Origin of the sequence: Flavobacterium sp. FlaQc-49 (assembly GCF_044005985.1) — a bacterium.
GTDB lineage: Bacteria > Bacteroidota > Bacteroidia > Flavobacteriales > Flavobacteriaceae > Flavobacterium > Flavobacterium cupriresistens.
In genome coordinates this window covers 262195-285813 of the sequence record NZ_JBIPCS010000002.1, presented here as the reverse complement: position 1 = coordinate 285813, position 23619 = coordinate 262195, and the positions used below count along the sequence as shown (strand labels likewise).

Genomic DNA, 23619 nt, shown 5'->3' with positions numbered 1-23619 from the left:
ATCAGGGATGACGAAATATACGGTAAAAAAATACGATCAAAATGATTTTGCAATTTGGAATGACTTCCTTGCGAAGGCCAAAAATGCAACTTTTTTATTTCATCGTAATTTTATGCAGTATCATCAGGATCGTTTTGAAGATTTTTCGCTTCTTGTTTTTAAAAATGAAAAATTACTAGCGGTTTTACCGGCTAATAAAGAAGGTGATTTGGTGTACTCACATCAGGGACTTACTTACGGAGGTTTGGTTTATAAAGATCAGACCAAGTTGAGCACAGTGCTTGCTGTTTTTCAGTCCGTTCTGTTTTTTTTGAATGAAAGTGGAATTCAAAAATTAATTGTTAAAACGCTTCCTTCAATTTATCATTTAAAACCCGCTGAAGAAATTTTATATGTTTTGTTTGTAGCTCAAGGAAAGTTGATCCGTCGGGATTCCCTTTCTGTTATTGATTTGTCGCAAAAAAATACGGTTTCAAAAATTAGAAAAAGAGGTTTTCAGAAAGCAGTTTCAAATCAGTTGTATATCAAAGAAGAAAATGATTTTGAATTGTTCTGGAATGAAATTTTGATTCCCAATCTGGATAAAAAACACAAGGCAATACCGGTTCATTCCTTAGAAGAAATTAGTCGGTTAAAGGTACTTTTTCCCGATAATATTCGTCAGTTTAACGTTTATTTTGAAGACAAAATCATAGGGGGAACAACTGTTTTTGAAACAGAAACAGTAGCACACTGCCAGTATATTTCGAAGTTGGAACAAGACGATCGTTTAGGAAGTTTAGATTTCTTATATCAACATCTGATTCAGGAAAGATATGCTAAAAAGCGTTTTTTTGACTTTGGGATTTCAAATGAAAATCAAGGCAAAAAACTAAATGAAGGATTGTCCTATTGGAAGGAAAGTTTCGGAGCCAGCACCATAATTCACGATTTTTACGAAGTTGAAACTTCCAATTATAGCTTACTAAATAACGTTTTGATATGATTTCTTTTTTAGATCTAAAAAAAATAAACGAGCCGTACGAAGCTGCTTTTCAGGAAAAACTGAAATCGGTTTTGCATAACGGTTGGTATGTATTAGGGAAAGAAACTGAGACATTTGAAAAGGCTTTTGCTAAATATTGTAATGCCGAATATTGTATTGGAGTGGGGAATGGTCTGGATGCTTTGACATTGATTTTTAAAGCCTATATTCAATTAGGGAAACTCCGAAAAGGAGACGAAGTTATTGTTCCTGCCAATACCTATATTGCGAGTATTTTAGCCATTTTGCAAGCCGATTTGGTTCCGATTTTAGTCGAACCCAAATTAGAGACCTATACGCTAAATCCGGATTTAATTTCGGGAAAAATCACTTCAAAAACCAAAGCCATTTTAGCAGTTCACTTGTACGGTCAATTGGCAGAAATGGATCAGATTAACAGCATTGCAAGGGAAAATAATTTGCTAATTATTGAAGATGCAGCACAGTCTCACGGAGCAGGAAGAAGTTTAAAGTCGAAAGTCGAAAGTCAAAAGACTCAAAACAACAATCTACAATCAGCAGTCGCCTACAGTTTTTATCCGGGGAAAAATTTGGGAGCTTTAGGAGATGGTGGAGCCATTACAACAAATGATATAGCGTTGGCAAAAGTGCTGTTTTCACTGCGAAATTACGGTTCGGAAAAAAAATATTACAATGAATTTATTGGTGTAAATTCCAGATTAGACGAATTGCAAGCTGCTTTTTTGAACTTAAAACTGCCCAATTTAGATCTTGATAATGATAAACGTCGTGTCATTGCAAAACGGTATTTAGCAGAAATTAAAAATGACAAAATAATACTTCCCTTTTGGGATTTTTCGAATAATCATGTGTTTCATTTATTTGTTGTTCGAACAGAAAATAGAGAAGATTTGCAAGAATATTTAGTGCGAAACAATATTCAGACGGTTATTCATTATCCAATTCCGCCACATCAACAGCAAGCATTCCCGAATTGGAATCAGTTATCGTTTCCAATTACAGAGAAGATTCATGATGAAGTTTTGAGTTTACCAATGAGCCCGGTTTTAACGGAGTTGGAAGTAGATTTTATTGTTGAGGTTTTAAATAAGTATTAATTTTGATTGGATAAAAATGGCGCAATTAAAATTATTTATTAAAAAAATGGTACCCGAAATACTATGGATTTCGTTAATCAGGATTTATAATTTCACCAAATTAAGAGCTGCTTTTGATTGGTATGAAATCAAACAAGCACCTAAAAAGCATCGAAAAGCACTTCAGCTTGTGAGAGGCAAGGAAAAAGTAAAAGTTGCCTTCTTTTTGACCCATGAGTCTGTTTGGAAATACGATGTTCTTTTTGATTTAATGCTAAAACATCCAAAATTTGAACCATTTCTATTCGTTTGTCCTGTGGTAGATTATGGCGTGGAAAACATGCTGTTTGAAATGGATAAAACATTCATAGCTTTTAAAAATAAAGGCTATGATGTTATTAAAACCTATGATAATGAAACAAAAAAGTACTTGGATATAAAAAAAAGTTTCGCACCGGATCTTGTGTTTTATACCAATCCGTACGAAGGATTGCAGGATTATCGGTATTACATCAAACAGTTTTCAAGAACCTTAACTTGTTATGTACCTTATGCCGTTATGACAGTTGATTTTGAGTTTATTTATAATTTAAATTTTCATAATCTTGTTTGGAAAATTTTTGCCGAAACTCCACTTCATAAAGAAATCGCATTACAAAAACAAAAAAATAAAGGAAGGAATACTATTGTAACAGGCTATCCGGGATTCGATCCGTTATTAATCAATAAAAATCCAAATCATACAGTTTGGAAAAATAAAAATTTAGCGCTGAAAAAGATTATATGGGCACCACATCATTCAATGACTGAATTGAATAGAGTAGCAAATTTTTTAGAATACTATGACTTTTTTTTAGAGTTGGCTGAAAAGTATAAAGATAAAGTACAAATTGCATTTAAACCACACCATCTGTTAAGAGTTAAATTAGAACAGGACGTTAATTGGGGCAAAGAAAAAACAGACAACTATTATAATAAATGGTCAAGCTTAGAGAATGGCCAATTTGACAATGGTGATTATATAGCTCTTTTTTTAACCTCAGATGCATTGATTCACGATTGCGGTTCATTTATGGGGGAATATCTGATCACGGGAAAGCCTTCCCTTTTTATGGTCAGGGAGGAATCGGTTATGGAATACTGGAATGTTTTTGGGGAGAAAGCAGTAGCAGCGCATTATCAGTCCAGAAATAAAAAACAGGTAGTCGATTTTATTGAAAAAGTTGTATTGAATGAAAAGGATTGGATGAAAGAAGAACGTGATAATTTTGTTCAGAATATTTTAATTCCAAAAAATAGAAAGACTGCTTCTGAAAACATATTGGAGTATTTAGAGGGTCAAATCTTTTCATAATTTAAAACTGTATTTTTGCTTTTTTTAAACCAAGTAATAATGAGGATAAAAGTCATAATTGGATTGAAAAAAGTTAAATGCAAATAAATTTTAATTGTCTTAAATGCAAAATACTTCTATAAAATTAGCCGCAACAAAAGGAATTTTTTGGTCAGCGGTGGATAAATTTGCTGTTCAATTCGGACAGTTTATAGCGAGTATCATACTTGCCAGAATTTTGGTTCCCGAAGATTTTGGTTTAATAGGCATGTTAACCATTTTTATAGCTCTATCACAAACTTTTATTGAAAGTGGATTGAACATCGGACTAATTCAACGTCAAGACAGGAAAGAGGTTGATTTTTCGACCCTATTTGTTTTCAATTTAGCTGTAAGTAGTTTTTTTTATTTGTTGTTATTTCTATCAGCACCATTTATCGCCTCTTTTTTTGAACAACCTCAATTAACGAATCTGGCGAGAATGCTGAGCTTAAGTCTGCTTATAAATGCTTTTGCAATCGTTCAGCGAACGAAATTAACAATTGCAGTTGATTTCAAATCTATAGCAAAAAGTAATGTAATCGGAATGCTTTCAGGAGGAGTATGTGGAGTGCTGGCTGCTATAAATGGATATGAAGTCTGGTCTTTGGTTGTTCAAATACTGGTTGGTTCTTTTGCTTCGTCTGTGTCTTTATGGTTTTTTAGTAATTGGGTTCCTTCTATTGCTTTTTCAAGAAAATCATTTAAATCATTATTTGGTTATGGTTCAAAATTACTAGCAGCCGGTTTGTATGCTCAAATTTTAAATAATGTATATACAATTTGTTTAGGGAAATTTTATTCAACAATTTCATTAGGATATTACACCAGAGCAAAGAGTTTTGCTGATATAGCGGCAGGTACAATTACAAGTATTCTGCAACAGGCCACATTTCCAATTCTTGCTATAGTACAACATGATAAAGAGAAATTGGTTTCTATTTACAGTAGAATGATTCGAATGTCTGCTTTTGTGATTATCCCACTAATGACGCTCATCGCGCTGTTGGCAAAACCAATTGTTGTAATAGTTCTTACCGAAAAATGGATTTCTTTAATTCCACTTTTGCAATGGATCGTTTTTTCACGTGTTTTTCTTCCTATGAGTGCCATAAATTTAAATTTACTAAAGGCAATCGGACGTTCTGATTTGTTTCTAAAGGTAGATTTGTCTAAGCTGCCTTTCACAGTATTAGCTATGATTATTACCATTCCTTTAGGTGTAAAAGCCATAGTAATCGGGCATGTTGTTACATCGGCTTTGTTTTTTGTCTTCAATGCTTACTTGCCAGGAAAATTGTATGGCTATGGAGCAATTAGGCAAATAAAAGACACGCTGCCTTATATTGTTGCTACGATAGGAATGTCGATTTTAGTATATAGTATGATTTACTTTATAGAGAATTTGGTCTTGCAATTATTTTTAGGCGCTATTCTTGGGCCGATAACCTATTTGTTTATTTGTTGGTTATTGAAATTAGAGGAGCTAAAAGAGGTTTGGGAATTGTTTTTGAAGTTGAAAAAAAGGTAATTTATTTTTTTTTTTTTGATTTTTAATACGATAGAGAACTAGGTTGAAAAAATGATGTCTTTACAGTCGGGGCTATTATTTGAAGAAAAATTTCACCCAAACTCAAATTTATTAGAGCTTCAAATGTTGTATTTTGTAAAATCGGATGCCGTTCGATGTTTGGATATGGAATTTAATTAGAGCCTTTTTTTAGTAAAAGATTAAGGAGCCAATAAAAGCCTTACGGTGTTTTATTATCACAATATTTTCTTTTGGGATTTTCGACTATTAATTAAACGGAGTATTTTTTTAAGTTTATCCTCCAAAACAACCAAAATCGGAGCCCCATATTTTTACAAAATAAACTATAATCTCTTATTTTAAAAGTATGAACAATTTCATGATGGACTCTTTTTTGAACCGCGAGATCTTCTTTTTTTGTTCTGTTTAAATGAATGGCTTTTTTTAGAATTCTATAGGTGGACAAGTTTATTTCTCGAAATCTTGGTTTTCGATTGTCATAAAAACTGTTGGTCAGTGAATTGTCTGAAATTCTTTTTTTAATTAAAATTTCATCAATAAAATCAAATTCATGCAAACGGGAGGAGCGTATCCAAAAATCTAAATCCTCATAAGCGAGAGTTTCATCATAACCTTTTAGCGTATCATAAACGGATTTTTTTGTCATTGCAGAAACAGAACAAATACTGTCTAAACCTGAGAGTACACTACAATAAATGTCACCGGTTTGCTTTTTTTGGATCGTTTTGCGATCTTGATCTATAGGGAAATAATAAGAATCAAATTCGCCTTTTTCAGTGATCAACTCGGCATTTCCGTAAACGACGCCCAGATTGGTGAATGTACTTTTTTTGAAAGTTTCAAGTTGCAACGAAATGCAATTGGGTACTAAAACATCATCTGCAGCCAAATCGATGATATAATCTCCTTTGGCTAATTTTAGTGCTTTGTTAAATGATTTTGTGTTCCCTAAGTTGGTTTCATTCGCGATAAATTTAGCTTTGGGATAGTCTGTAAGCCATTTTTCAATTGTTTTTTTAGAATTATCGGTGCTGCAATCATCTACGATTATCAATTCAATAAACGCATAATTTTGATAAATTACTGAAAATAAGCTCTCCGTTACAAAATTCTCATGGTTGTAACACAAGCAAATAACGGTGACGACTAATTTATCTTGCATATTGTTTTTAAAGAGTTATATATTTGATACGAAAGTAAGGAATCGATGGTGATATTGCTTAACAAATATAAATTGAAATAAGATTATGAATATAGTTATGATTGATTTTCCGAAAATTGAAAATGTTTTAGGAAATATTGCCGTAATTGAAGATGATACAATTCCTTTCGAAATCAAAAGAGTTTATTATTTATATGATATTCCAAGTTCTTCTAAGAGAGGTGGTCATTCGCATAAAAAATTGCAGCAAATTTTAATCGCAATTTCAGGAAGTTTTGATGTGATTTTAAAAGACGGTGAAATAGAAAAAAAGGTAGTTTTAAATAAACCCGACAAAGGATTACTGATTAAAAATAATACATGGCGTGAACTCGAAAATTTCTCTTCTGGAGCAGTTTGCCTTGTTCTGGCTTCAGAAGTTTTTGAAGAAAGCGATTACATCAGGGACTACGAAGAATTTTTGACATCAAAAAAATGAAGCTACTCTATATTACACAAAGAGCAAATGAAGAAGGAGGAGTGCAAAGAGTACTAGCCGTAAAAACCAACTACCTGATTGAGAAATTTGGTTATGAAATTGCCGTTATTACTCAAAACGGTGGAGATGAAAATCTTTTTTTTGAGTTTAACAAACAAATTGATTTCTATGATATTGTCTTAAAAGGCAACAAGGCGCTCAATTTAATTCGCTACAAAAAAGAACTGGAGGAATATATAAAAAAGATACAGCCCGATTGTATTATTGTTTGTGATTTTGCCTTAAAATCATTTTCAATTCCATTACTGATAAATACAAAAATCCCTGTTCTTTTTGAGGCGCACGGTTCCAGATTTAATGAATACAAGACTTCTCGTTTTTTTGGATTTACTAACACATTCAAATATAGATATCGAAATTATTGTGCTTCTCAATTTTTTTATTTTGTAGCATTATCAAATGAAAGCCTGGGAGAATGGTCGCTTAAAAATGGTATTGTTATTCCCAATCCGTTATGGATTGAAACAAAATCTTTTTCAGATTTAAAGGCAAAAAAAATTATTGCCGTCGCAAGGCATTCGCATGAAAAAGGAATCGACCGATTATTGCAAATATGGAAATCAGTGACGGAAAAGCAACCGGAATGGTCCTTGGAGATTTATGGAAAACAAGAGGAGAGTCTAGGATTAAAAGACTTAGCCAAAAAGTTGCAGATTGAAAAAACAGTAACCTTTTTTAATCCGGTTCAAAACATACAGCAAAAATATACAGAAGCGTCTATATTGGCAATGACTTCCAGAAATGAAGCCTTACCAATGGTTTTACTGGAAGCAATGGCGACCGGTTTGCCTTGCATCGCTTACGATTGCCCGGTTGGTCCCAAAGCAATCATACAAAATAATGAAAATGGATTTCTTATTGAAGAAGGTAATAAAGACTCTTTTGTGGAGAAATTAGTTTTATTAATGGAAGATGAAAATTTGCGAATAGAAATGGGGCAGAAAGCAATAAAAAGTATCGGAAAATATGATTTAGATACCATCATGCAGCAATGGAAAGTTTTATTCGAAGCAATTATAAATACCTAATTGGCGTTGCAATAATACCCCAATCGATAAAGATCAAAAATAAAAAGAGACGGGTGTTTTCCTAACAACTGTCTTTTAAGTAAAGGCTTGAAAAGACGGAATCCAAAAGCAGTTAAAGGCCTTAGATGAGATTTTTTGAGAATTTGGAAATAATGAGACAACTTCACATATTCCGTTGAAATCAGGTTAGAATCGATTAAGTTTTTTAAGGCTAAAACAGCTTCTTCCGATTTTCTCAGAAAGGTTTCGCTGCTTTCTAAACCTAAATGATAAACAGGATTTTCAAAATGTACAATCTCAATCTGTTTTTGCATTAAATCAAACGAAAAGAGCGTGTCTTCGTGTCTCAGATTCGGGATGTCTTCGTTAAAAGTAACTTTTGAAAAAATACTTTTTTTGATCAGGAAATTTAAAGTCAGAAAGGAAAGATAAGGGTTGCTGTTTCGATCGGAGACCTTTAAAGCTTCTCTTTTTATGCCATAAATCCAGCGTAGAATTTCATTTTTGGAAGGTTTTATATCTTCGTAGAGGATTCCACCGTAAACAATTTTTTCGACGTTATTGATCTGTGAAATATAATTTGAAATATAATTTTCAGAAACAGGAATGGTATCGGCATCGAGAAAAAGCAGGTTTTCATAACTTGCTTTTTGAGCCAGTAAATTCCGAATAGCACTTCTTCCGATGTTTTTTTCTAAAACCGAATAAGTCGCATTCTTAAATTGATTGATCTTTTTATTTTCAGCTAAAAAATACTCAGAAGCATCATCCAGACAGATAATTTCAAAGGCGATATCACATTCCAGCGTTTGTTTGTTTAGTATTTCTACCAGCGTAAAAACATTGTAATTGTAAACCGGAATTAAGATAGAAAGCATTACACGCTGCGTTGCACGACCTCAAAAATCCTTTCATCTTCACATTTTAATGTTTTCGAAGGGAATTTCATCAATAAAGCATAATCGTGAGTGGCCATGATAATCGTTTTACCGTTAGCATTGATTTTTTTCAATACCTCCAAAACCTCAGAACTTGTTTGCGGATCAAGGTTTCCGGTTGGTTCATCGGCTAGAATAAATTCAGGATCGTTTAATAAAGCTCTTGCGATGGCAACACGTTGTTGTTCACCTCCCGAAAGTTGGTGTGGCATTTTGTTCACAAATTCCTTCATACCTACTTTGTCCAAAACTTCATCAATTTTGTGCTCCATTGCCTCTTTTTCATGCCAGCCCGTTGCTTTTAGAACAAAAAGCATATTGTCTTTTACAGAGCGGTCCGGTAGCAATTTGAAATCCTGAAACACGATTCCGATTTTACGTCTCAAAAACGGAATTTCGCTTTCTTTTAAAGCTGCCAAATCAAATTCAACAATGTGACCTTCTCCTTCGCTTAAAGGCAAATCACCGTATAAAGTTTTCATGAAGCTACTTTTTCCGGAACCCGTTTTTCCAATTATGTAGATGAATTCTCCGTGTTGGACATCTAAATTAATATGAGATAAAATTTTTCTTCCTTCCTGATATATAGTTACTTCTTTAAGAGACAGTACGGTTTGTGACATAATAAATTGATTTGAATGGTAAAAGTAATAAGATAACGGTTGGATTCAAAATAAATTTTAATCATTTCTGAAGAAAACGTTATAAAAAATAATAGTTTTAGAACATTTGAGAACCAATATTTTGAGGATTAATAAGCTGTTAAATAAGCACCATTAAAAAAAAGAATCATAATAAAAGATTGAAACGTTTCGTTATAAACGGTAGAAAATGATAAATTTGAATACTAAATAAAACTAAAATGCGTAGACTTTCCTGGTTCTTTTTATTCCAAATTATCCTTATTTCGACGACGGTTTCGGCACAAAAATCAGCTATTTATACCTACGATTTAAAGGATTTTGACAAAGCACTGGCTTTATACAAAGACAAACAATATGCTTCGGCAAAACCTATTTTTGAATATGTAAAAAACAATGCAACGACAGAAGAAGTTCAGTCCGATTGTGCTTATTATATCGCCAACTGTGCCATTAGAACCAATCAGCCGAATGCAGATGAACTGATGGAAAAGTTTGTAACCGATTATCCAACCAGTACCAAACAAAATCAGGCTTATATTGAAGTTGCTCATTTTTTCTTTGAGCAGGGAAATTATCCAAAAGCGTTACAATGGTTTGATAAAGTTGATGAAAGTTATATGAGCAAGTCTGATCTGGATAAGTTTAATTTTCAAAAAGGCTACAGCTATTTTAATGCTAAAAAGAAGAAGGAAGCCACCACGTATTTTAATAAAGTGGTTAATTCCGCCGAGTTTGGTTCTCAGGCCAAATATTACTTAGGATTTATGGCCTATGAAGGCGATGATTATAAAGAAGCAACCAAATATTTTGATGAGGTTTCAGGCGAAGAAAAGTATAAAGAAAAGCTTTCATACTATCAGGCTGATATGAATTTTAAATTAGGAAACTTTCAAAAAGCAATTGATTTAGGGCAAAAAGCAATGAATAAATCAAATGAAATTGAAAAATCAGAATTGAATAAAATCATCGGAGAGTGTTATTTCAATCTAAAACAATACGACAAAGCGATTCCGTTTTTAGAAGAATACAAAGGGAAAAAAGGAAAGTGGAACAACACCGATTTCTATCAATTAGGGTATGCCTATTACGAGCAAAAAAACTACGAAAGTGCTATATCTCAATTTAATAAAATTATTGAAGGAAAAGATTTCGTTGCACAAAATGCCTACTACCATTTAGGTTTAAGTTACCTGAATACGGGTAAAAAACAAGAAGCCCTGAATGCTTTTAAAAATGCGTCTGAAATGGAGTTCAATACTCAAATTCAGGAAGATGCCGCTTTGAATTACGCTAAGTTGAGCTATGAAATCGGGAATGCATATCAAACGGTTCCGGGAATTTTGCTTGATTTTTTGAAAAAATATCCAAACAATTCCAGTAAAGGTGAAGTAGAAAAATTATTGGTTGATTCTTATATCTCTTCTAAAAATTATAAAGAAGCCTTGATTTTATTAGAGAAAAACAGATCTGCGGAAAACAAACTAGCCTACCAAAAAGTACTTTTTTACAGAGGTCTGGAATTGTATTCGGAATCGAATTATGCAGAAGCGTTAAAGATGTTCAATAATGCAATCAAAGAGCAAAAGAATCCTGAGTTTACAGCACGTGCGACTTTCTGGAAGGCAGAATCAGAATATGTAACCGACGATTTTCAATCGGCATTGTTGAGTTACAAACAATTTGCTGGTTTGGCGGGTGCTAAAACGACCGAAGAATACAAAAACATTAACTACAATATTGCTTACGCTTATTTTAAATTAAAAGAGTACGATCAGGCCGGAAATTCTTTTCAGGCACAAATTGACAATTCAAAAGAAGACAAAGTACGTTTGAATGATTCGTATTTACGCTTAGGGGATTGCCGATTTGTAACTGCAAAATATGCTCCTGCAATGGAAGCTTATGCAAAAGCAATTGATGCAAAAGGCGTTGATGCCGATTATGCACAATATCAAAAAGCACTTTCGTATGGTTTTATGTCTAAAAATGACAAGAAAATAGAGGAACTGAATAATTTCCTGCTGATGTATAAAAAATCATCCTATAGAGATGATGTTTTGTATGAATTGGGGAATACTTATGTCGCTCAGAAAAAGAATGATTTAGCGATCAAAACGTACGATCAGTTAATTTCCGAATACAAAAACGGTTCGTTTACTTCAAAATCTATTCTGAAACAAGGTCTGATTTATTACAATACAGATCGTGACGAACAGGCTTTAGTTAAATTTAAAAAAGTGGCGGCTGAATTTCCAAAAACATCAGAAGCTTTAGAAGCGGTTTCAACAGCAAGATTAATCTACGTTGATTCAGGAAAAGTAGATGAATATGCTACCTGGGTACGAACATTGGACTTTGTTGCGGTTACAGATGCAGAATTGGATAACGATACGTACGAAGGAGCTTTTAAACAATACAGTCAAAATAACAGCAAAGCCGCTATTACAGGTCTTGCAGGTTACATCGCTAAATTTCCATCCGGGATTCATGCAGTGGAGGCTAATTTTTACGTAGCACAGTTGTATTATGCAGAAGGCTCTGAAAGTAAATCGGTAGTCAATTACCAATATGTGATTGATCAGCCAAGAAATGAATTTACAGAACAGTCTTTAAGCCGATTGTCTCAGATTTTCCTGAAAGCAAAAGACTGTGACAAAGCAATTCCGGTATTGGTTCGTTTAGAAGACGAAGCCGACTTTCCTCAGAATAAAACTTTCGCTCAGGCGAATTTAATGAAGTGTTATTATGATAAAAAAGATTATAACAATTCGGTAATTTATGCAGATAAGGTGTTGCAGAATCCAAAAGCTGATGCCAATGTAAAATCAGATGCACAAATTATTGTAGCACGTGCTGCCATGCAAACCGGAGATCAGGACAAAGCAAAAGCAGCGTATGCAAAATTGTCTGCAACATCAAAAGGAGAATTAGCAGCCGAAGCCTTGTATTATGATGCCTATTTTAAAACGAAAGAAGGCAAATTTGAAGCCTCAAATGTTTCCGTTCAGAAATTAGCCAAAAACTACTCCGCTTATAAATATTACGGAGCAAAGAGTCTGGTTTTGATGGCCGAAAATTTCTACGGATTAAAAGACAGTTATCAGGCGACTTATATTTTAGATAATGTAATTAACAATTTTACCGATTATCCGGATGTAGTAGAGGAAGCTAAAAAAGAACTAAGTGTTATTAAGTTAGAGGAGTCAAAAACAAATTCATCAATAACGAAATAGGTTTTTTAGATGAGATGTTGAATGTGAGATGTTAAAAGTTAAATATTTTCCAATTTGCAACTCACAAAATACATTTTACAATTCACAGATCACAAAGTACATCTCACAAAATAGATTTTACAAACATGACTTTACCATTTTATATTATTGATGTTTTTGCTGAAAAGAAATACGCCGGAAATCAGTTGGCGGTTTTTTTACAGGCGGGTAATCTTAGTTCGGAAGAAATGCAAAAAATAGCCAAAGAGATAAATTTCGCTGAAAGCACTTTTATTACAAAGCTTGATTTTGAAAACAATAAAGCAGAGATTAAAATTTTTACGCCGGCACACGAAATGAAGTTTGCCGGACATCCGATTATTGGAACTTCTTGGGTGTTGATGCATAAAATATTCCAAAATGTTCCTGAAGCAATTACACTTCAGGTTCCGATTGGTGAAATTCCGATTCAGAAAACGGAGGATTTGATTTGGTTAAAAGCGGCTCAACCGGAGTTTTTAGAGGTGTTTGATAAGGAAGGTTTTTTATCCTTCAGTAATCTGAAAAGTGATGACTTTGATTTGCAATACCCAATTCAGGAAGTGACAACGGGAAGTGCTTTTGTAATTGTTCCTTTAAAAAGTGTAGCAGCTTTAAAAGCCTTGGTTTTGGATAAAGATAAAATGAACGATTGGTTGATAAAGAATTGCAAAACAAATCACAGGGCTCTTTATTTTTATGTTTGGGAAGATTCAAAAATAATAAGCAGAATGTTATGCGTAGAACACAACCAATTGGTTGAAGATGCTGCAACGGGAAGTGCCAGTACGTGTTTACAGGCTTTTCTTTTAAAATACCACTCGGCTAAGATTGAAACAATAAATCAGCAGGGGGATTACATAAACCGCCCGTCGCAGATTTATTTTAAAGGAGCATTAACAGAAGATAATTTTCTTATACAAATAGGAGGTAAAAGTCAGTTTATCGCCAAGGGTGATTGGGAAGTTTAGAGTAGAAAGATAAATTAAGAAATAAGATAATGTAAAATGTAAAATGTAATTTGTGAAAAGTGAAATGTAAAATGCCTAAAAAAGCCCTTTTACATTTTACAAAACACCTTTTACACAATAAGAGAAATATGAAAATTAATTTCCAGAATAAATCCATCATTTTGATAATGCTGTTTGCTTTTCAGCTTTCCTTTTCGCAGAAGAAAGAGGAGAGCATTGGGACAGAAACGGTAAATGTTGTAAAACCTTATTCACCAACCATTTCGGATGCCTTTAAAGTAAAAGAAACTCCTTCGCTTGACGATTCAGGAAATCAACCTAAGGAAACGATCAAATACAGTATTTTATCGGTTCCGGTGGCTTCGACTTTTACGCCCTCAAAAGGAAAAGCAGAGGGGGTTGAAAAATCAAAACAAGAGCGTTTATTCAGTAATTACGCCACTGTTGGAGTTGGAAATTATGGAACTCTAAATGGGGAATTGTTTGTAACGCAGGATCTGGGCAATAGCGATTATATTACCGGAATGTTTCGCCATCATTCTTCTCAGGGAGGGATTAAGGATATAGAATTAAATGATGAATTTTACGACACAGCCTTAAATGTTGGATATGGTGTTGACAATCGCGATATGTCCTGGGCGGTAGATTTAGGATACCAGAATCAAATATACAATTGGTACGGTTTACCTGCCGAATTCGGTGCGACATTGCTTCCGGGTGAACGTTTTGATTTAGTGAATAAAATGAATCCGAATCATTCTTATAATACCATTTCTTTAGGTGGAAATATTGAATTTAATGAAGGCATTTTTAGCAAAGTAAAAGCAAGGTTTACTAATTTCTCCGATAGTTTTTCTTCTTCTGAAAACCGGTTTTATGTAAAGCCGTCGTTTAAAGTAGAGGTAATGGATCAATCTATAAATACAAATGTTATTATTGATCATGTAAGCGGCTCGTTTGAAAATAATTATGCCCGTGATAATACGAAACCTTTAAAATACAGCCTTACCAATTTTGGAATTGAACCTAGTTTTGTGATTCTGGAAAATGATTGGACCTTGGAATTAGGAGCCGGAATATTTTATGGTTTAGATTCTGAAAACAGTGGAAACAAGTTTTATCTGTATCCGAAAGTAAACGCTTCGTATAAATTAGTAGGGGATTTGATGATTTTTTATACGGGAGTAAATGGTGGACTAAATCAGAATTCCTATGCTGATTTTGTAACTGAAAATCCGTTTTTATCGCCAACGCTTGCTGTGAAACCTACAAACAATCAATACACTGTTTTTGCAGGTTTAAAAGGAAAATTGGCTAATAATATCAATTACAACATTACAGGATCTTATTTGAATGAAAAAGACAGAGCCTTGTTTAAAAGTAATGATTATACAGAAGTTATCTCAAATGAAAACTATGCTTACGGAAACTCTTTTGGAGTGGTTTATCAGGACCTGAGAACATTCCGTTTTTATGGAGAATTGAAAGCTGATTTTTCCGAGAATGTTAGTTTTGGAATCAATGGAACTTTCAATAGTTACAAAAATGACGGCCAATTAGAAGCATGGAATTTACCAACGGTTAAATTGAGTTCTAATCTGGATGTTACTATTACAAAACAGTGGTACGCCGGTTTAAATGTTTTTTATGTGGGAGATCGTAAAGACATGCAGACCAATTTGACTATTGCACCTGTTGCAACTCCGGTTACTTTAAAAAGCTATTTTGATGCCAATGCTCACGTAGGGTATAAGTTCAGCGAACGTTTGACTTTCTTTTTGAAACTTAATAATATTGGTAATCAGGCCTATGAAAAATGGTTGAATTATCCGGTGCAGGGCTTCCAGGTTTTAGGAGGAGGAAATTATAAATTCGACTTTTAAGAAAAGGGTTTAACCGCAAGGTGCGCGAAGATTTACGCAAGGTGCGCGAAGTTTTTTTAGCCACGAATTAACGAATTGTTTTTATTAATATTCGTTAATTCGTGGCTAATTTTTTTGCCAAGCTTACATAAGGCAGGCAAAGTTTAATTATAGCATTACAGCTCCGTTTTAATTTTACACCTAATTTTTTTTGCACGCAGATCTAGCAGATTGCACAGATTTTTTTTAAGAGGTAAATTAGATCAGCCTAATCTGCCAGATCTGCGTGCAAAAGAAAATCTTTACGAGCCTTTACTTTATTTTAATCGCAAAATAAAGGCAAGGAGTGAAGTTTTTCAACCACAAATTCACGAATTGTTTTTAGTAATATTCGTTAATTCGTGGCTAACTTTTTTTAGAAATAAAATGAGATTAATTTGCGATCTTTGCGTAAACCTTAGCGTACCTTGCGGTTAAACAAAAATCTCAGCAACTTAGAACCTCAGTAACTTAGCCCCTCAAAAAAAAATGACTTTCAAAGAAAAAATATATTCCCATTATCTACAAATGGTTCAGGATCGCATTGATGTTTTCAGAGACATGATTTCGGCTTTGACTGAAGATTCTAAAAACGATGCAAAAGGATCAGCCGGCGACAAACACGAAACCGCTTTGTCGATGATGCATATCGAGCAGGAAAAATTAACGAATAAACTAAAAGAAGCCATAACCCAAAAAGCCGTTTTAGATAAAATTGAAGCATCAAAAAGTACAGAAAATATAGTTTTAGGGAGTTTGGTAAAGGCTAATGGAATTTATTTATACCTCAGTGTAGCACTTCCTAAAATTACAATTGACGGTATAAACGTTATTGCACTTTCGCCTCAATCTCCTTTGGGGAATCATTTAATGGGTAATAAAGTAGGGTTTGAATTTGAGATTAATAAAACGCATTATACTATTGAAAGTGTTTTGTAATAGTATTAACTAGCATTTTTTGTCAATTCCGAAGAATGAGAAATCTTCACAAATAATGCTGCAAAGTAATAAGAACAGGATACAATTATGATAAGTGTTTTTTTTGAAACATATAAGTAATGTAAGCTCATTTGAGTTTTTTCGCGTGTCTTGCGTAAATTTCTTATGCAATTTGTGGTTTAATAAAATAGGTTTTACTAAAGATCATTATTTTTAGACTATTGTCATCCTGAGCGTAGTCGAAGGCTTGTTTAAGAAGAAGGGCTTCGACTCCGCGCAGCCAGACAATGCAGGACAGATACATGTAAAGAAATTACTTTAACACACCTAGTGGCTAAAATCTACATATTTACTTTTTACGTTTTGTAGATTTCTCATCAAAAAATAAAATACACTGGAAATAGTTTTGAACTTTTCTAAAAAATGCTGTGTTTTAAATTGTTTTTCCTCCTGAAATTAAAATTTTTAAGTTCCAACCTGTTTTTTATACTAAAATTTTACATTTTATATGTAAAATTGATTTTATGGTTTTAAATTATAACTGAAATTAGCTTTTGTGTTTTTCAATTGTAACCATTACTGCATCTTTGCCTTATCAAAATAAAATTTATAAAATAAAAAGATATAGTTATGTGTGGAATTGTATGTGCCTTTGATCTGAAGCAAAAAGCAGAAAGTTTAAGACCTCAAGTTTTAGAAATGTCTAAAATCATCCGTCACCGTGGACCGGACTGGAGCGGTATTTATAGCAATGATAAAGCAATTTTATCTCATGAGCGTTTGGCAATTGTAGATCCGGCTTCGGGGAAGCAGCCTTTGTTTACAGCAGATAAAAAATTGGTTTTGGCAGCAAACGGTGAAATCTATAACCACAGAGAATTACGCAAACAATTTGAAGGAAAATATGACTTTCAAACCGAAAGTGACTGCGAAGTTATTTTAGCACTTTACCAGGAAAAAGGGCCTCATTTTATTGACGAAATGAACGGAATCTTCGGATTTGCAATTTATGATGTAGATAAAGATGAGTACTTTATCGCTCGTGATCATATGGGGATTATTCCGTTGTACATTGGTTGGGATCAGGATGGTACTTTTTATGTAGCATCAGAATTGAAAGCGTTAGAAGGGTACTGTACAAAAATTGAATTGTTTCCTCCGGGACATTATATGACCAGTAAAGACGGTGAATTTGTACAATGGTACAAAAGAGACTGGACGGACTATGATGCGGTAAAAGACAACGAAACAAGTATTCCTGAGATTAAAAAAGCGCTGGAAGCAGCCGTTCACAGACAACTGATGAGTGATGTTCCTTACGGAGTTTTACTTTCCGGAGGTTTAGATTCTTCTATTACTTCGGCAGTAGCTAAAAAATATGCACAAAAACGTATTGAGTCAGACGATACTACTGATGCCTGGTACCCACAATTGCACTCTTTTTCAGTTGGACTGGAAGGTTCACCTGATTTGGCAGCAGCGAGAGTTGTGGCAGATCATATCGGAACTATTCACCATGAAATTAAGTTTACAATTCAGGAAGGCTTAGATGCAGTTCGTGATGTGATTTATAACTTGGAAACGTATGATGTAACTACAGTGCGAGCATCGACTCCAATGTGGTTGATGGCGAGAGTTATTAAATCAATGGGGATCAAAATGGTCCTTTCGGGAGAAGGAGCTGATGAATTGTTTGGAGGTTATCTATACTTTCATAAAGCACCAAACGCAAGAGAATTTCACGAAGAAAACGTACGCAAATTAGGGAAACTACATATGTACGATTGTTTGCGTGCCAACAAAAGTTTGGCAGCTTGGGGAATCGAAGGACGTGTTCCATTCTTGGATAAAGAATTTATGGATGTTGCCATGCGCATCAACCCACAAGATAAAATGATCAACAAAGAGCATCCGATGGAAAAATGGGTAGTTCGTAAAGCTTTTGAAGAGATGTTACCGGAAAGTGTTGCATGGAGACAAAAAGAACAATTTTCTGATGGAGTAGGATACAGCTGGATTGATACTTTGAAAGAAGTAGTAGCAAGAGAAGTTTCAGATGAACAATTGACAAATGCCAGATTTAAATTTCCATTGCAGACGCCAACTTCAAAAGAAGAATATTACTACCGTTCTATTTTTGCAGAACACTTCCCAAGTGATGCAGCAGCATTATGTGTGCCTCAGGAAGCCAGTGTAGCTTGTAGTACCAAAATCGCTTTGGAGTGGGATGAGGCTTTCAAAAACATGAATGATCCATCAGGAAGAGCTGTTGCCAGCGTTCATGATGATGCCTACGCTAAAGCATAAAGGGGTTTTGTTTATTAATTAGTATCAGGAAAGACGTTCTTAATTGTAAGGACGTTTTCTTGGTTTAGGATAATAAATTGTATTATTTCAGCTACTTGAGATAATAATTTGGGAATTATTTAACTTTCTTTTTTATATTTGACATTACTCAAGAGAGTGATTTAAGTTTAATTTAGAAAGTGGCATAAAATGAGGTTTATGTTTACTTTGAATAACATTTAGAAATAAAAAAAAGAATAGTATGTCCGGAATATTAGCTGTTATCGGTAAAGGAAAAGATCCCCAGCTCGTTAGAGCGCTTTCTGAAAGAATGTCGCACCGTGGTCCTGATGAAAGAGGTTATCAGATCATGGAAAATGGAAGCATTATTTGTCACGAGAGTTTGTCGATTATAGATCTTAATTCAGGGAAACAACCTATTCAGGGGACTAATAAAGCCTGGATGGTGCACGATGGTGAAATTTATAATTACCAGGAATTAAGAAATGGAATTTTGAAAGACCACACTTTCAGAACAAAATCAGACTCAGAAGTGATCGTGCATTTGTACGAAGAGTATGGATATGATTTTTGTAATAAATTAGATGGTGACTGGACTTTCGTAATCGTTGACGGTGATGATTATATTGCCGGTAGAGACCCATTGGGAGTAAAACCGTTGTATTATGGTTTGGACGAAAGAGGAAGAATTTACTTTTCTTCAGAAATGAAGCCAATTGCAGATCAATGTAAAACATTTTCAACTTTCCCTCCAGGACATTATTATACTCCAAAAACAGGTTTTGTAAAGTATTACCGTCCGGAGTATGAGGATTATGAAAAAGCAGGTCAGGATCTTGAATTGTCTTTGATCAGAGAAAGTCTTACAGCAGCCGTGAGTAAACGTTTGATGAGTGAAGTGCCGATTGGAGCATTGCTTTCCGGTGGTTTGGATTCTTCTTTAATTGCGGCCATCACTTCCCGACTGAAAGCCGACAAAGGGAAAAAACTGAAAACTTTTTCAATTGCTTTAGATGCAAATGCACCCGATGCTATTGCTGCCAGAAAAGCGGCTGAATTTTTGGGAACAGACCATCATGAAGTTCATTTTTCAGTAGCAGAAGGAATCGGACTTTTAGAAAAAATAATTTTTCATATCGAAACCTACGATATCATATCGGTTAGAGCCAGTGTGCCCATGTACCTGTTGTCTAAAGCTATTGCCGACAAAGGTGTAAAAGCAATTCTTTCCGGAGAAGGTGCTGATGAAATCTTTGGAGGACATTTGTATTTCAGAAATGCTCCATCAACAGAAGAATTTCAAAAGGAAAGTATCGAGAGAGTCCAAAAATTATTTACGGCCGATTTATTGCGTGCCGATAAATCGACAATGGCAAATGGTTTAGAAACAAGAATTCCGTTTTTAGACCGAAACTTTCTGGATGTTACGATGTTGATTAAACCGGAAGAAAAACAGCCTAAAACATACGAGGGAATCGAAAAATACATCCTAAGAAAGGCATTTGATACCCCGGAAACACCTTATTTGCCATCGGATATTTTATGGCGCCAAAAAGAACAATTCTCGGATGGAGTGGGTTATAATTGGATTGATGAATTAATCGAATATTGTGCGACTCAGGTTTCTGATCAGCAATTAGAAGGAGCAAATACAGAGTTTCCGTATAATTCTCCTACTACCAAAGAAGCCTATTTGTATCGTTCCATTTTTCATAAATATTATCCACAGGTCAGTGCGGCGCAAACCGTTCGAAAATGGATACCAAAATGGCAGGAAAATCAAGACCCAAGCGGACGCGCAAATGCAGCCCATTTAAAGGCAGCTGTTGCAACAACAAACTCCGGCGCAGCAGTATAATTTTAAAATTTAATAGAGTAGAAAATAAAATTCAAATCCCAATTGAATTTCGATAATTTCAGAAAATCCGAGACGACATTTTAACTGTTTGTTTCGGATTTTTTTATTAAAGTGGATTTTAAATTATTCATTTTGTATTTGAAAAGCACTATATTTGATAAAGTCATAAAAGAATAGTTTACTTTATAATTGAATAAAAATATGAAAAAATTAGTGCTTGGGGGAATTTTGTATTGCTCGTTGGGTGTAATAAGTTCTGTTTACGCTCAGAAAAAAGAACAGCCTAAATACATTACAAATGTAGAAGGGGTAAAGGAATATGCTTTAAATAACGGATTAAAAGTTCTTTTAATTCCGGATGCTTCACAAAGTAATATGATTGTAAATATCGTTTACAAAGTGGGGTCGATTAATGAGGGATACGGCGAAAAAGGAATGGCGCATTTGTTGGAGCACATGCTTTTTAAGAGTACTAAAAATTTGGGAGACATAAAAAAAATGCTTTCCGATAAAGGAGGAAATGCAAACGGAACGACCTGGTTTGACCGAACCAATTATTATGAAGTTTTTCCTTCCAGTGATGCAAACCTGAAATGGAGTCTCGAGATGGAGGCCGACCGAATGATTAATTCGACAATTTTACAAGCAGATTTAGACAAAGAATTTTCTGTTGTTAGAAATGAATTTGAAATAGGTGAAAATAATCCCGATGCAGTTTTACAAGAAAGAATCCTGTCAACAGCTTATTTATGGCATAACTACGGAAATAGTACTATTGGAAGTAAAGAAGATATTGAGCGTGTAAAAGCAAATACATTAAGAGTTTTTTACGAAAAGTATTATCAGCCTGATAATGCAGTTTTGGTTATTGCAGGTAAGTTTGATGAGCAGAAAGCATTAGAATATATTGGACAGTATTTTGCTGTGATCCCAAAACCGAAAAGAGTTTTGGCTAAGCCTTACACACTTGAACCGGCTCAGGATGGAGAAAAATTTGTAGAACTAAAAAGAGCAGGTGAAAGTAAAAATGTAGGAGCAGTGTATCATACCGCACCATATGCAGATAAAGATTATGCTGCAATTGATGCATTGGCTGAAATTTTAACGGCAGATCCATCAGGTTATCTGTATAAATCTTTGGTAGAAACGCGTAAAGTTTCAAGTATCTACACTTGGCAGCCTACGGTAAAAGATGCAAGTTTTATGTATTTTGGAGTTGCAGTGCCAAACGATAAAGATATTAAAGAGACCGAAAATATCGTAAGAGCAGAGTTGGATAAAATTGCAACTACAAAATATACAGATGAAGATGTAAACAGAGCTAAAGCAAAATTAATTAAACAAATTGAAAGTGTAAAAAACAATACTATTTCGTTTGCAGTTGGTCTGACAGAAATTATTGGAGCAGGAGATTACAGACTTGGTTTTATTTATAGAGATGCGGTTGAAAAACTGACAAAGGAAGATATACAAAGAGTAGCAGAAAAATACTTTAATAGTAACAACAGAACAGTAGGGATATTTATTCCGTCAAAAGACGAACAAAGACTGAAAGCGGTAGAATATACCGACGAACAATTGGTTGCTTTGACGAAAGACTACAAAGGAAAAGCGATCGAAAAAGAAGCCGCTCCATTTGAGGCTTCCATAAAAAATTTAAAACAAAATCTTGTTGAAGGCAAATTAAGTAATGGTGCAAAATACGGATTAGTCAAAAAAGAAATAAAAGGAGGCAAGGTTCAGGCGAGTTTTAAATTCTATGTAAGTAATGAGAAGGATTTAGAGGGTAAAGCAGATGTTGGTGGAATTTTGGCACAATTGCTTAAAACAGGTACTAAAACCAGAACAAAAGAGCAAATTCAAGATCAATTAGATCAATTGAAGTCTAGTGTGAATTTTGGTTTTTCAGAACAAGTTTTATCGGTTAATATTAATACCTACAAAGAGAATTTTAAAGATGTAATGGGAATATTAGGTGATTTACTGGTTAATTCTACCTTTCCTGAAAATGAGCTGCAAAAGACAATTACAGAGTACAATACCTATTTAGAATCCAATCTTAATGATCCTCAGGCGATAGCCTTTAATGAAATTTCAAGATTAACGGCTAAGTATCCGAAAGGAAATATCTTCTACACGGCAACAATTCAGGAGCAAATAGATGCGTTTAAAAAGATAAAACAATCCGAGTTAGTAGATTTTTACCAAAACATTTTAGGAGCAAATAATGGGGTAGGATGTGTTATTGGAGATTTGGATACTAAAACTACGGTTGAAATTCTTGAAAATACTTTTGGAAAGTGGAATTCGAAGTCTAAATACGAACGCGCCAAACCAACTTATTTTGATAGTCAGAAAGTAGATAAAGACTATATTACTCCGGATAAAGAAAATGCTGTGGCAACTGGAAAAATCAGTTTGAAAATGGATCGAAAAAGTCCGGATTATCCAGCCTTTATTATGGTGAATGAAATCATTGGAAGTGGTGGCTTTTTGACGGCAAGAATCCCAATGCGATTAAGAGAAAAAGAAGGAATTAGTTATGGAGCTGGTTCATTTATCAATGTGCCGGTTGATAATGATGTTGCTTTTTGGGAATATTATGCTTTTTTAAATCCAACTAAAAAAGGAGCGGTTGAAGCGGCTACAAAAGAAGAAATCACAAAAGCATTAAAAGATGGATTTACGGAGGAGGAATTAAAAACAAACTTAGTGAGCTGGCAGAATGGAAGAAAAACCAGATTAGGAAGCGATGATACTTTGATGGGGCTTGTGAATACACATCTTATTTACGGAATCCCATTGGAAGATTACGATGATTTAGAAAGCAAAGTTAAAGCATTGAAAATTCAGGAAGTAAATACGGTATTGAAAAAGTATATCAGTCTGGATAAAATGACTTCTATTTATGTAGGGGACTTTACTAAAAAATAAATTCCAAAACCTGAAATTCCAAATTCCAAATTTTAGGTGGATTTGAAAATTTTTTTGAAATCCGAAACAACATTTTAAATGTCTGTTTCGGATTTTCTTTTTCAAAATTGGAAATTGGAATTTTAAAAAATTGCCTTTTTAA

At 34.1% G+C, this 23619-nt stretch carries 16 protein-coding genes; 13 read left to right on the top strand and 3 right to left on the bottom strand.

Features of this window, described 5'->3' with window-relative positions:
• Positions 1-7 precede the first annotated feature (7 nt).
• The 4 genes from ACHRV3_RS04470 (at position 8) to ACHRV3_RS04455 (ending at position 4985) form a co-directional block, all read left to right on the top strand.
• Complete coding sequence (locus ACHRV3_RS04470) at positions 8-985, top strand: GNAT family N-acetyltransferase (protein ID WP_395433462.1); 978 nt, start codon at positions 8-10, stop codon at positions 983-985.
• Positions 982-2103 (top strand): DegT/DnrJ/EryC1/StrS family aminotransferase, encoded by a 1122-nt coding sequence (locus ACHRV3_RS04465; RefSeq protein ID WP_395433461.1) that lies wholly within the window; start codon positions 982-984, stop codon positions 2101-2103. The genes ACHRV3_RS04470 and ACHRV3_RS04465 overlap by 4 nt, the downstream gene beginning before the upstream one ends.
• A 16-nt stretch (positions 2104-2119) precedes the next feature.
• Positions 2120-3436: a CDP-glycerol glycerophosphotransferase family protein gene (locus ACHRV3_RS04460; protein ID WP_395433460.1), complete on the top strand. Its 1317-nt coding sequence runs from the start codon at positions 2120-2122 to the stop codon at positions 3434-3436.
• A 103-nt stretch (positions 3437-3539) separates the two neighbouring features.
• Positions 3540-4985: a lipopolysaccharide biosynthesis protein gene (locus tag ACHRV3_RS04455; protein WP_395433459.1), complete on the top strand. Its 1446-nt coding sequence runs from the start codon at positions 3540-3542 to the stop codon at positions 4983-4985.
• 271 nt (positions 4986-5256) lie between these two features.
• On the opposite strand, the gene ACHRV3_RS04450 is transcribed toward ACHRV3_RS04455, so the two are convergent.
• Positions 5257-6168 carry a glycosyltransferase gene (locus ACHRV3_RS04450; protein ID WP_395433458.1) on the bottom strand — a complete coding sequence of 304 codons (912 nt, stop codon included), beginning with the start codon at positions 6166-6168 and terminating at the stop codon, positions 5257-5259.
• A gap of 85 nt (positions 6169-6253) precedes the next feature.
• Between ACHRV3_RS04450 and ACHRV3_RS04445 the strand changes: the two genes are divergently transcribed.
• The gene (locus ACHRV3_RS04445) at positions 6254-6646 is read left to right on the top strand and encodes an FdtA/QdtA family cupin domain-containing protein (RefSeq protein WP_047775517.1); all 393 of its coding nucleotides are present in this window, start codon (positions 6254-6256) and stop codon (positions 6644-6646) included.
• Positions 6643-7734: a glycosyltransferase family 4 protein gene (locus ACHRV3_RS04440; protein ID WP_395433457.1), complete on the top strand. Its 1092-nt coding sequence runs from the start codon at positions 6643-6645 to the stop codon at positions 7732-7734. The genes ACHRV3_RS04445 and ACHRV3_RS04440 overlap by 4 nt, the downstream gene beginning before the upstream one ends.
• On the opposite strand, the gene ACHRV3_RS04435 is transcribed toward ACHRV3_RS04440, so the two are convergent.
• Both ACHRV3_RS04435 and ACHRV3_RS04430 read right to left on the bottom strand, forming a co-directional pair.
• Positions 7731-8612: a glycosyltransferase family 2 protein gene (locus tag ACHRV3_RS04435; protein WP_395433456.1), complete on the bottom strand. Its 882-nt coding sequence runs from the start codon at positions 8610-8612 to the stop codon at positions 7731-7733. The genes ACHRV3_RS04440 and ACHRV3_RS04435 overlap by 4 nt on opposite strands.
• Positions 8612-9295 (bottom strand): cell division ATP-binding protein FtsE, encoded by a 684-nt coding sequence (locus ACHRV3_RS04430; protein ID WP_047775522.1) that lies wholly within the window; start codon positions 9293-9295, stop codon positions 8612-8614. The genes ACHRV3_RS04435 and ACHRV3_RS04430 overlap by 1 nt, the downstream gene beginning before the upstream one ends.
• Positions 9296-9534: 239 nt before the next feature.
• Here ACHRV3_RS04430 and ACHRV3_RS04425 point away from each other — a divergent pair, with 239 nt between their 5' ends.
• The 7 genes from ACHRV3_RS04425 to ACHRV3_RS04395 all read left to right on the top strand — a co-directional run bounded on the left by ACHRV3_RS04425 (position 9535) and on the right by ACHRV3_RS04395 (position 23477).
• A complete protein-coding gene (locus ACHRV3_RS04425; protein ID WP_395433455.1) occupies positions 9535-12549 on the top strand; it encodes a tetratricopeptide repeat protein in 3015 nt (1004 codons plus the stop codon).
• Between the two features lie 125 nt (positions 12550-12674).
• Positions 12675-13538, top strand: coding sequence for a PhzF family phenazine biosynthesis protein (locus ACHRV3_RS04420; RefSeq protein ID WP_395433454.1), 864 nt, complete (start codon positions 12675-12677; stop codon positions 13536-13538).
• A 128-nt stretch (positions 13539-13666) separates the two neighbouring features.
• Positions 13667-15421 (top strand): TonB-dependent receptor, encoded by a 1755-nt coding sequence (locus ACHRV3_RS04415; protein WP_047775772.1) that lies wholly within the window; start codon positions 13667-13669, stop codon positions 15419-15421.
• Between the two features lie 507 nt (positions 15422-15928).
• Positions 15929-16378: a hypothetical protein gene (locus ACHRV3_RS04410; RefSeq protein ID WP_047775527.1), complete on the top strand. Its 450-nt coding sequence runs from the start codon at positions 15929-15931 to the stop codon at positions 16376-16378.
• Positions 16379-17008: 630 nt separating this feature from the next.
• Positions 17009-18685: an asparagine synthase B gene (gene asnB / locus ACHRV3_RS04405; RefSeq protein ID WP_395433452.1), complete on the top strand. Its 1677-nt coding sequence runs from the start codon at positions 17009-17011 to the stop codon at positions 18683-18685.
• A gap of 241 nt (positions 18686-18926) precedes the next feature.
• Positions 18927-20543: an asparagine synthase B gene (gene asnB, locus ACHRV3_RS04400; RefSeq protein WP_047775533.1), complete on the top strand. Its 1617-nt coding sequence runs from the start codon at positions 18927-18929 to the stop codon at positions 20541-20543.
• A gap of 201 nt (positions 20544-20744) precedes the next feature.
• Positions 20745-23477: a M16 family metallopeptidase gene (locus ACHRV3_RS04395; protein WP_395433451.1), complete on the top strand. Its 2733-nt coding sequence runs from the start codon at positions 20745-20747 to the stop codon at positions 23475-23477.
• Positions 23478-23619: the final 142 nt, after the last annotated feature.

Bases quoted from the DNA above. Each gene is read 5' to 3' on its own strand.
- ACHRV3_RS04465 (WP_395433461.1), top strand. From the start codon at position 982: ATGATTTCTTTTTTAGATCTAAAAAAAATAAACGAGCCGTACGAAGCT.
- ACHRV3_RS04410 (WP_047775527.1), top strand. From the start codon at position 15,929: ATGACTTTCAAAGAAAAAATATATTCCCATTATCTACAAATGGTTCAG.
- ACHRV3_RS04395 (WP_395433451.1), top strand. From the start codon at position 20,745: ATGAAAAAATTAGTGCTTGGGGGAATTTTGTATTGCTCGTTGGGTGTA.
- ACHRV3_RS04430 (WP_047775522.1), bottom strand. From the start codon at position 9,295: ATGTCACAAACCGTACTGTCTCTTAAAGAAGTAACTATATATCAGGAA.
- ACHRV3_RS04460 (WP_395433460.1), top strand. From the start codon at position 2,120: ATGGCGCAATTAAAATTATTTATTAAAAAAATGGTACCCGAAATACTA.
- ACHRV3_RS04450 (WP_395433458.1), bottom strand. From the start codon at position 6,168: ATGCAAGATAAATTAGTCGTCACCGTTATTTGCTTGTGTTACAACCAT.
- ACHRV3_RS04435 (WP_395433456.1), bottom strand. From the start codon at position 8,612: ATGCTTTCTATCTTAATTCCGGTTTACAATTACAATGTTTTTACGCTG.
- ACHRV3_RS04415 (WP_047775772.1), top strand. From the start codon at position 13,667: ATGAAAATTAATTTCCAGAATAAATCCATCATTTTGATAATGCTGTTT.
- ACHRV3_RS04440 (WP_395433457.1), top strand. From the start codon at position 6,643: ATGAAGCTACTCTATATTACACAAAGAGCAAATGAAGAAGGAGGAGTG.
- ACHRV3_RS04420 (WP_395433454.1), top strand. From the start codon at position 12,675: ATGACTTTACCATTTTATATTATTGATGTTTTTGCTGAAAAGAAATAC.
- ACHRV3_RS04470 (WP_395433462.1), top strand. From the start codon at position 8: ATGACGAAATATACGGTAAAAAAATACGATCAAAATGATTTTGCAATT.
- ACHRV3_RS04425 (WP_395433455.1), top strand. From the start codon at position 9,535: ATGCGTAGACTTTCCTGGTTCTTTTTATTCCAAATTATCCTTATTTCG.
- ACHRV3_RS04445 (WP_047775517.1), top strand. From the start codon at position 6,254: ATGAATATAGTTATGATTGATTTTCCGAAAATTGAAAATGTTTTAGGA.
- ACHRV3_RS04455 (WP_395433459.1), top strand. From the start codon at position 3,540: ATGCAAAATACTTCTATAAAATTAGCCGCAACAAAAGGAATTTTTTGG.
- asnB (WP_047775533.1), top strand. From the start codon at position 18,927: ATGTCCGGAATATTAGCTGTTATCGGTAAAGGAAAAGATCCCCAGCTC.
- asnB (WP_395433452.1), top strand. From the start codon at position 17,009: ATGTGTGGAATTGTATGTGCCTTTGATCTGAAGCAAAAAGCAGAAAGT.